At 72.4% G+C, this 9,037-nt stretch carries 10 protein-coding genes; 6 read left to right on the top strand and 4 right to left on the bottom strand.

What is annotated here, in order from left to right; translation table 11 throughout:
- Positions 1 to 63: 63 nt before the first annotated feature.
- A complete protein-coding gene (locus ACWGH0_RS15820) occupies positions 64 to 531 on the bottom strand; it encodes an RDD family protein (RefSeq protein WP_453404702.1) in 468 nt (155 codons plus the stop codon).
- 230 nt (positions 532 to 761) lie between these two features.
- On the opposite strand from ACWGH0_RS15820, the gene glnA reads away from it, so the two are divergent.
- Positions 762 to 2,171 (top strand): type I glutamate--ammonia ligase, encoded by a 1,410-nt coding sequence (gene glnA, locus ACWGH0_RS15815; RefSeq protein ID WP_453404701.1) that lies wholly within the window; start codon positions 762 to 764, stop codon positions 2,169 to 2,171.
- 63 nt (positions 2,172 to 2,234) lie between these two features.
- Here the strand turns inward: glnA and ACWGH0_RS15810 are convergent, their stop codons facing one another.
- The gene (locus ACWGH0_RS15810; protein ID WP_453404700.1) at positions 2,235 to 2,501 is read right to left on the bottom strand and encodes a hypothetical protein; all 267 of its coding nucleotides are present in this window, start codon (positions 2,499 to 2,501) and stop codon (positions 2,235 to 2,237) included.
- Between the two features lie 119 nt (positions 2,502 to 2,620).
- Between ACWGH0_RS15810 and ACWGH0_RS15805 the strand changes: the two genes are divergently transcribed.
- Positions 2,621 to 2,980 carry an arsenate reductase family protein gene (locus ACWGH0_RS15805; RefSeq protein ID WP_453404699.1) on the top strand — a complete coding sequence of 120 codons (360 nt, stop codon included), beginning with the start codon at positions 2,621 to 2,623 and terminating at the stop codon, positions 2,978 to 2,980.
- Positions 2,981 to 3,011: 31 nt separating this feature from the next.
- Here the strand turns inward: ACWGH0_RS15805 and ACWGH0_RS15800 are convergent, their stop codons facing one another.
- Positions 3,012 to 3,503 (bottom strand): carboxymuconolactone decarboxylase family protein, encoded by a 492-nt coding sequence (locus tag ACWGH0_RS15800; RefSeq protein ID WP_453404698.1) that lies wholly within the window; start codon positions 3,501 to 3,503, stop codon positions 3,012 to 3,014.
- 47 nt (positions 3,504 to 3,550) lie between these two features.
- Here ACWGH0_RS15800 and pdxR point away from each other — a divergent pair, with 47 nt between their 5' ends.
- Both pdxR and ACWGH0_RS15790 read left to right on the top strand, forming a co-directional pair.
- Positions 3,551 to 4,960: a MocR-like pyridoxine biosynthesis transcription factor PdxR gene (pdxR, locus tag ACWGH0_RS15795; RefSeq protein WP_453404697.1), complete on the top strand. Its 1,410-nt coding sequence runs from the start codon at positions 3,551 to 3,553 to the stop codon at positions 4,958 to 4,960.
- 111 nt (positions 4,961 to 5,071) lie between these two features.
- Complete coding sequence (locus tag ACWGH0_RS15790; RefSeq protein ID WP_453404696.1) at positions 5,072 to 5,773, top strand: hypothetical protein; 702 nt, start codon at positions 5,072 to 5,074, stop codon at positions 5,771 to 5,773.
- 54 nt (positions 5,774 to 5,827) lie between these two features.
- On the opposite strand, the gene ACWGH0_RS15785 is transcribed toward ACWGH0_RS15790, so the two are convergent.
- On the bottom strand, positions 5,828 to 6,733 hold the full coding sequence (locus ACWGH0_RS15785; RefSeq protein WP_453404712.1) for a Gfo/Idh/MocA family protein: 906 nt from the start codon (positions 6,731 to 6,733) through the stop codon (positions 5,828 to 5,830).
- 334 nt (positions 6,734 to 7,067) lie between these two features.
- On the opposite strand from ACWGH0_RS15785, the gene glnII reads away from it, so the two are divergent.
- Both glnII and ACWGH0_RS15775 read left to right on the top strand, forming a co-directional pair.
- Entirely contained in the window at positions 7,068 to 8,087 is a 1,020-nt protein-coding gene (glnII, locus tag ACWGH0_RS15780; protein ID WP_453404695.1) for a glutamine synthetase, read from the top strand.
- A gap of 383 nt (positions 8,088 to 8,470) precedes the next feature.
- Positions 8,471 to 9,034: a winged helix-turn-helix domain-containing protein gene (locus ACWGH0_RS15775; RefSeq protein ID WP_453404694.1), complete on the top strand. Its 564-nt coding sequence runs from the start codon at positions 8,471 to 8,473 to the stop codon at positions 9,032 to 9,034.
- Positions 9,035 to 9,037: the final 3 nt, after the last annotated feature.

Here is a 9,037-nt window from a genome sequence, read left to right as displayed (position 1 = left end):
GCCCGGAACCGAGAGGTTCCGGGCCGCCTTTCCCGCTTGCCGGGCCCGTCGTGGGGCCGCGTCTCAGATCCTGACCTGGACCGCGCGGGCGAGGCGGTCGTGGAGGCCGCGGCCGTCGCGGTCCCAGACCAGGGCGGGGATCGCGAGGCACAGCAGGACGCTGCGGACGGTCACGCGGAAGAGGCCGAGGCGGCCGCCGTCCTCGGCGACGACGCGCAGGCCGAAGAGGCGCTTGCCGGGGGTGGAGCCGACCGTGCCGACGGTGAGGACGCTCAGTACGAGCAGCACGCCGAGCGCCCAGTTGCCGGCCGCCTGGCCGTTACCGCCCGTGAGCAGCCCGTATGCGATGAGCATGCACAGGGACCAGTCGGTGAAGAGGGCGCCGAAGCGCCGGCCCAGCGGGGCGACGGCGCCCGGCCCGTGCTCGGGCAGTCCGAGCCTCTGGCCCCGGTACCCGGTGTCGGCGCCCATCTGCTTGGCGGCTTCGCCCGGCCCGGAGAGCCACGATCCGATTGCTTGCCTGTTGTCCACCCGTACACGGTACTGCGACCGCTTTCGTACCCTGGAGGCCGGGGCCCGTCGCGGCCCGTCGGGTGCCCGGTCACAGCCGGTCCGGAGCCGGTCCGGTTAACTTGTGCGAAACAAATGGGTCATGCTTGAGAAATCCCGTCTGCCTATGGTCGGGTCCAGCGTGTGCCACCGCACTGGCCGCACGGAGAGCTGCAACCCCATCCCCACCGGGTGGGAGTAGGAGGAGTTGGATGTTCCAGAACGCCGACGATGCGAAGAAGTTCCTCGCCGACGAAGACGTCAAGTTCGTCGACGTCCGGTTCTGCGACCTGCCCGGAGTGATGCAGCACTTCACGATCCCGGCCGCGGCGTTCGACCCGAACGAGGAGCTGGCCTTCGACGGATCGTCGATCCGCGGCTTCCAGGCCATCCACGAGTCCGACATGGCGCTCCGCGCGGACCTGTCGACGGCGCGTGTCGACCCGTTCCGCAAGGACAAGACGGTCAACATCAACTTCTTCATCCACGACCCGATCACGGGCGAGCAGTACAGCCGTGACCCGCGGAACGTGGCGAAGAAGGCCGAGGCGTACCTCACGTCGACCGGCATCGCCGACACGGCGTACTTCGGCCCCGAGGCCGAGTTCTACGTGTTCGACAACGTGCGCTTCCAGACCTCCGCGAACGAGTCCTTCTACCACATCGACTCCGAGGCCGGCGCCTGGAACACCGGTGCGGTCGAGAACAACCGCGGCTACAAGGTCCGCTACAAGGGCGGCTACTTCCCGACCCCGCCGGTCGACCACTTCGCCGACCTGCGTGCCGAGATCTCCCTGGAGCTGGACAAGAACGGCCTCCAGGTCGAGCGCCAGCACCACGAGGTCGGCACGGCCGGCCAGGCGGAGATCAACTACAAGTTCAACACGCTGCTCGCCGCGGCCGACGACCTGATGCTCTTCAAGTACGTCGTGAAGAACGTCGCCTGGCGCAACGGCAAGACCGCGACCTTCATGCCGAAGCCGATCTTCGGTGACAACGGCTCGGGCATGCACGTCCACCAGTCGCTGTGGTCCGGCGGCAACCCGCTGTTCTACGACGAGCAGGGTTACGCGGGCCTCTCGGACATCGCCCGCTACTACATCGGCGGCATCCTGAAGCACGCGCCGTCGCTGCTGGCCTTCACCAACCCGACGGTGAACTCGTACCACCGCCTGGTGCCCGGCTTCGAGGCCCCGGTCAACATGGTGTACTCGCAGCGCAACCGCTCGGCCGCGATGCGCATCCCGATCACGGGCTCGAACCCGAAGGCCAAGCGCGTCGAGTTCCGCGCCCCGGACCCGTCCTCGAACCCGTACCTCGCGTTCTCGGCGCTCCTGATGGCCGGCCTGGACGGCGTGAAGAACAAGATCGAGCCGGCGGAGCCGATCGACAAGGACCTGTACGAGCTGGCTCCGGAGGAGCACGCGAACGTCCAGCAGGTCCCGACCTCGCTGCCCGCCGTGCTGGACGCCCTGGAAGCGGACCACGACTACCTGCTGGCCGGCGGTGTCTTCACCCCCGACCTGATCGAGACGTGGATCGACTACAAGCGCGTGCACGAGATCGCCCCGATCCAGCTCCGCCCGCACCCGCACGAGTTCGAGCTGTACTTCGACCTCTAAGCCGTACCGCGTGATCAGCGAGGGCCGTCGTCCGGATTCCGGGTGGCGGCCCTCGCCGTTGGTTCAGCGGCCGTAGCGGATCAGGCTGCGCACCATCGTGCAGGTGGTGGCCGACGGCGGGTGGATGCCGACGCTCTCGGCGGTGCTGCGTATCTTGCGGTCGGGGGCCTGGGACGGGTGGTAGACGCCGGTGTCGAGCAGGGCGATGGCCAGGCGCATGGCCTTGAGGCGGCGGTTGTGGGTCTCGTACCACGCGCGCGGCCGCCCGGCCGGCAGCGGGATCTTGGCCGGCGGCTGCGGAGCGGTCGGGAGCAGTGCGGCTGCGGTCATGGGCATCCTCCTGGGGCTGTCGACAACCCTCTCTGACTCCTTCGATTTTACTGGGCACCACTGACAATCGGCCCTGGCCAGACGGCGTTTGACGGGTGGCCGGAGGTACGGTTGGGGCCATGGAGATCTGGATCAATCCCGCGTGTTCGAAGTGCCGCGGCGCACTGCGCCTGCTGGACGAGGAGGGCGCCGACTACACCGTGCGCCGGTACCTGGAGGACGTGCCGGCCCCGGACGAGATCCGTGCGGTGCTGGAGCGGCTCGGGCTCGAACCGTGGGACATCACGCGGACGCAGGAGGCGGCGGCGAAGGAGCTGGGCCTCAAGGACTGGCCTCGGGACGCCGGTTCGCGGGACCGCTGGATCACGGCGCTCAGCGAGCACCCGAAGCTGATCCAGCGGCCGATCATCACCGCGGAGGACGGCACGGCCGTGGTGGCGCGTACGGACGAGGCGGTGCGCGACGCCATGTCGCGCTGAGCCGACGCCGCGTCACGCACGTCACGTCACGTCACGGGCTGACGCGTTCGTCCTCGCCCGCCCTCTTCGCGGTGGCAAGGGCGATGCGGTTCCAGGTGTTGATGGCGAGGATCAGGGCCAGGAGGCTGGCGAGTTCCCCGTCGTCGAAGTGGGCCGACGCCCGTGCGTATACGTCGTCCGGGACGCCGCCGTCCGCGACGAGCGTCACGGCGTCCGTGAGGGCCAGGGCCGCCTGCTCCTTCTCCGTGAAGAAGTGCGCGGCCTCCTTCCACACCGCGACCATGTGCGTCCGCTCCTCGCTCTCGCCCGCCTTGCGCGCGTCCGAGGTGTGCATGTGCAGGCAGTACGCGCAGTGGTTGAGGTGCGAGGCGCGGATCTGGACCAGCTCGACCAGGGTGGGGTCGAGGCCCTCGCGGGCGGCGGCGTCGAGGCCGATGACGGCCCGGAACGCCTTCGGGGCGGCCTTGGCGAAGTTGAGGCGGGGGGACGTCGTGGTCGTGCGGTGGGTCTCTGTCGTCGTCATGACTACGAATCTACGGTCGGGGGCGACCGGCGAAGGGGTGCATTCCGGTGTCGGAATCATGGGTCAATTCGGCTGAGGGCCTGGGCAGTGACCTGCATCTGGAGCTGGTGGCCGCCGGGCCGGGCGGCCGCCGCGCCGCGCTGACGCGGGCCCTGCGGGAGGCCGTACGGGGCGGGCGGCTGGCGCCGGGGACGCGGCTGCCTCCGTACCGTTCGCTCGCCGCCGACCTCGGGCTCGCCCGCAACACCGTCGCCGACGCGTACGCCGAACTCGTGGCGGAGGGGTGGCTGACGGCCCGCCAGGGTTCCGGGACGCGGGTGGCGCCACGCGCCGCGCCGGCCGGGCCCGCGCCCCGGCCGCGTACCCCCGCGCGGGACGCCCGTCCGGCGTACGACCTGGTGCAGGGCCGGCCCGACCCGTCGGCCTTCCCGCGCGCCGCCTGGCTCGCCTCGGCCCGCCGGGCGCTGACCGCGGCGCCCCACGACGTGTTCGGGCCCGGTGATCCGCGGGGCCGCGCGGAGCTGCGCCGGGCGCTGGTGGAGTACCTGGCGCGGGTGCGCGGGGTACGGGCGGACGCCGGCCGGATCGTGCTGTGTTCGGGGGCCGCGCACGCCCTGCGGCTGCTGGCCCGCGTGGTGGGCGGGACCTGGGCGGTGGAGGAGTACGGGCTGCCGTTCCACCGTGCGCTGCTGGCGGAGGAAGGGGTGCGCACGACGCCCGTGGCCGTCGACGAGCACGGTGCCAGGGTGGACGGGCCGGTCGGAGGCCAGACCGTGCTGCTCACACCCGCGCACCAGTTCCCGACGGGCGGTCCGCTGGGTCCGGAGCGCCGGGCGGCGGTCGTGGACCGCGCGCGGGCCACCGGCGGGCTCGTGCTGGAGGACGACTACGACGGCGAGTTCCGTTACGACCGGCAGCCGGTGGGCGCGGTGCAGGGGCTCGACCCGGACCACGTGGCGCTGATCGGGTCGGTCAGCAAGAGCCTGTCGCCGACGCTGCGGATCGGCTGGATGGTGCTTCCGGAGCGGCTGGTGGACGACGTGGTCGCGGCGAAGGGCGAGCGTGAGCAGTGGTCGAGCGCGACGGAGCAGCTGACGCTGGCGGACTTCGTGACCTCGGGTGCGTACGACCGTCATGTGCGCCGGATGCGGCAGCGCCACCGGCGCAGGCGTGACCAGCTGGTCGCGGCGCTGGCCGAGCGCGCCCCGCACGTGCGGGTGACGGGGATCGCGGCGGGGCTGCACGCCGTGCTGGAACTGCCGCCGGGCACCGAGCGGGCGGTGGTCAAGGCCGCCGCGTGGCAGGGGCTGGCGGTGGAGGGGCTCTCCGCGTACCGGCATCCGGACATGGGCGCGGAGGGCGGGCGGGACGGCCTGGTGGTGGGGTACTCCACGCCGGCCGAGCACACGTACGCGGGTGCGCTGGACGCGCTGTGCCGGGCGCTTCCGCCTGCCTGATACGGAAGTTGTCACTGGGGCGATTGAGACGGACGGGGTCGCCACTCGTACGTAACGGCACACGGAAACCCAGGCGGCCGTGGTGCACACGGCCGCGGACAGGAGTCGCACGTGTCGCGCAAGAAGTCCCTCACCCGCAAGAAGAAGATCGCCCTGCTGGCGGGCGCCGCCGCGCTGGTCGCGGGCACCGCCGTCGTGATGACCGGTACGAGCCAGGCGTCGGTGGCCTGTGACGGGCTGGCCACCGCCCTGAGCAACAACGAGCGGTTCATCGCCGGCCAGCGGGCCAACCCCGACGCCCAGTCGCAGGCGCGGATCGCCAACCGGGAAGCGGTGATCGAGCAGATCAGGCGTCAGCAGGCAGCGTCGGGGTGCGAGGCCGCGGCCCCGCCGGACGACGCCGCGGCTCCCCCGGCCGAGGGGACGGCCCCGCCGGCCGAGGGGACGGCTCCCCCGGCCGAGGGCGCGGCACCCCCTGCCGAGGGAACGGCACCCCCGGCGGAGGGCACGGCCCCGCCCGCGGAGGGCGGCGAGGGCGAAGGGGCGGCCGGCGGCGGGGCGGTGGGCGAAGTGGTGTGCGCCGGGTCGACCGTCACGCTGTCCGGCGAAGGCGGCGCGCCGGCCGCCTCCAGCGGGGAGTTCCCCGTCGGAACCAAGCTCAAGGTCACCAACCTCGACAACGCGAAGTCGACGACCGTCGAGGTCACTTCGGCCTCCGGCAGTTGCGCCCTGCTCAACAACGCCGCGTTCGAGCAGGTGCGGGAGCCGGGCAAGTTCCTCATCCGCAAGGCGCGCATCGAGCGCGTGGGGTGACCCGGCGCCCGGGGCGGGCGGTCCCGCGCTCCCGCCCGCCCCGGGCCGGCCCGCTCAGGGGGCCGTCCGCGCCTCGGCCTCCGCGAGGATCTCCGTCAGGCGCAGACCGAAGGCCGCGTCGCACGGATGCGGCTGCCCCGTACGTGCGGCGTGCAGCAGGGCGTCGACCGCCGCGCCGAAGGCATCGGCCGCGTCGCCCCACGACGGCATCTCGGCCGCGCCCCGCGCACCCCGCAGCTCCACCGCCGCCCCCACCGCGCCCACCGGGGCGCTCAGGCTCAGGGTGACCGTGCTCGACGCCTGCGAGGCGTGACGGAGTACGAGGTGGACCGTGTCGCCGGGGCCCCGCGCCGCGGTCGTCGACGTGACGTCGCCGAGGACGGGCAGCAGAACGGACAGGGCGTGCGGTCCCACGTCCCACAGCGCGCCCTTCTCGCCGCGCCAGGGCGAAGCGGCGTACGGGCTGTCGGAGCCCGGCGAGTAGAGCGCGCCCAGCCACCGCGCGTGCGCCGTGAACCAGTCCCCCGCGGCGGCCTGCTCGGCGATCCACCGGGCCGTGCCCGTCGCGAAGCGCAGCGTGCAGAAGACCACGGACGCCACGCCCGCCTTCCCGGCCGCCTCCGCGACCTCCCGGGCGGCGGCCACCGTCGTCGCCAACGGCTTGTCCAGCAGCAGATGGCACCCCGCCGCGGCCGCGCGGGCCGCCAGCGGGGCCTGGATGTCGGGCGGCAGGGCGATCGCCACGGCGTCGCAGGCCGCGAAGAGGGCGTCGGGGTCGTCGTACGCCGGGACGCCGTGGGCGGCGGCCAGTGCGGCGGCCGCCTCGGGCCGCCGGCCCCACACGCCCGCGAACTCGACCCCGGGGTGGGCCGCGAGTCCCGGGGCGTGGGTGCCGGTCGCCCAGGGTCCGGTGCCGAGCAGTCCGACGCGCGGCCCGGCGGGAGGTTCCGGCCTGATCATCGATGGGCTCATGCCTGCCAGTGTGCCCGGGACGCGGGACGGGACGCGGGACCGGACGCGGCGGCGACGAGCGGATCTTCGTACACGGCGGACGACGCGGCCGGCCCCTCGTCCGGCGCCCGGCGGACCTCGTGCGGCCCGCCCGGCGGGGGCGCGGGCGGTGGTGGCGGCCGTACGTCCCGCAACCCGCCGAAAGGCCGCGTCACGCACCCGTGATACGCAGGAAACCTGAGTAACACGGGGTTCACAATCGGGCAACGGACGGGAAATCAGCGCTTGCGAAGCTGCCCTCACCAGCCGCAGTACCGCAGCAGCACCGCAAAGGATGGCGTCCGTGACCTTCAAGGCCGAGTACATCTGGATCGACGGCACAGAGCCGACCGCCAAGCTTCGCTCGAAGACGAAGATACTGGCCGATGGCGCCGAGCTGCCCATCTGGGGCTTCGACGGATCCAGCACGAACCAGGCCGTGGGCCACGCGTCCGACCGCGTGCTCCAGCCCGTGTTCTCCTGCCCGGACCCCATCCGCGGCGGTGACAACGTCCTCGTCATGTGCGAGGTCCTGAACATCGACATGACGCCGCACGAGTCCAACACGCGTGCGCTGCTGCGTCCGGTCGCCGAGCAGTTCGCCGGCCAGGAGCCGATCTTCGGCATCGAGCAGGAGTACACCTTCTTCGACGGGCACCGCCCGCTGGGCTTCCCCGAGGGCGGCTTCCCGGCCGCCCAGGGCGGCTACTACTGCGGCGTCGGCTCGGACGAGATCTTCGGCCGCGAGATCGTCGAGAAGCACCTCGACCACTGCCTCGCCGCCGGTCTGGGCATCTCGGGCATCAACGCCGAGGTCATGCCGGGCCAGTGGGAGTTCCAGGTGGGCCCGCTGGCGCCGCTGGAGGTCGCCGACCAGCTGTGGGTCGCCCGCTGGCTGCTCTACCGCACCGCCGAGGACTTCAACGTCTCCGCGACCCTGGACCCGAAGCCGGTCAAGGGCGACTGGAACGGCGCCGGCGCGCACACCAACTTCTCGACGAAGGCGATGCGCGAGGGCTACGACGCCATCATCACGGCGTGCGAGTCGCTGGGCGAGGGTTCGAAGCCGATGGACCACGTCAAGAACTACGGCGCGGGCATCGACGACCGCCTCACCGGCCTGCACGAGACCGCCCCGTGGAACGAGTACAGCTACGGCGTCTCGGACCGCGGCGCCTCGGTCCGCATCCCGTGGCAGGTCGGCCAGGACCGCAAGGGCTACATCGAGGACCGGCGTCCGAACGCGAACGTCGACCCGTACGTCGTCACGCGCCTGATCGTCGACACCTGCTGCACCGCCCTGGAGAAGGCCGGCCAGGTCTGATCCGCAGCGCACTGACAGCTCAGGGGCGTCCGCCGGCCGGCGGGCGCCCCTTCGCGCGTTCCCCGGCGGACTTTTCCGCATGGGCCTCCCACGGACTTCCCGGGCGGCCTTCCGGACGGCTTCCGGCCACAACGTGGGACGGGGCTGCTGGTGGGAGCGCGCGTCTGCTTCAATAGGCGCATGGTTGGCTACCGGAACTCCTCGACAGGTCGCAGCGACCTCGAGCCCTTCTGGCCTTCCCGTCAGCACCACGACTTCGACCGGGTGTGTTGCCGCGCGAGGAACGCGCGGGCCCTCTAAAGCCGTTCACACCGGTCTTCGGCCAGCGCGCACGACGCAGTACGTCCCTCGACGACTCCTCCGCGCGAAAGAGCTGACCTCTCATGGCGAACTTCACGAACGTCCGTACGCCCCTGTCCGCCTCCGTTCCCGCTCCGGCCGCCGCCCGCCACCGCTTGCGGGCCGTCGACCGCGACGAGGTGGTGCGCACCGGCAGCGCCCCGTACGTGGGCGACTTCCTGCCGCCCGGCGCCACCTGGCTGCCCGCACCGCAGCACACGCTTCCCAGCCTGCCGGGACGCCCGCCGATGGTCGGGTACCTCGTGCTCGTACCGGCCGATCAGCACGACCGGCAGGGCCGGGACGAACCGGCGGAGGCGGTGGCCGACGGGCCCGTACGGATCGACGGGGCCGAGCGCACCGCCGCCGTGGACGGGCGTGAACTCGACCTGACGTACCTGGAGTTCGAGCTGCTCGCGCACCTGGTGGCGCATCCCCACCGGGTGCACACCCGTGACCACCTGGTGTCGACGGTGTGGGGGTACGGGCACGTGGGCGACGGCCGGACCGTGGACGTGCACATCGCCCGGCTGCGCCGCAAGCTGGGCGCGGAGCACCGGGCGTCGATCCGGACGATCCGGCGGGTCGGTTACAAGTACGCGCCCTGACCG

The sequence above is a fragment of the Streptomyces sp. NPDC054887 genome (assembly GCF_053610585.1).
This window is presented reverse-complemented; position numbering and strand designations above follow the sequence as displayed.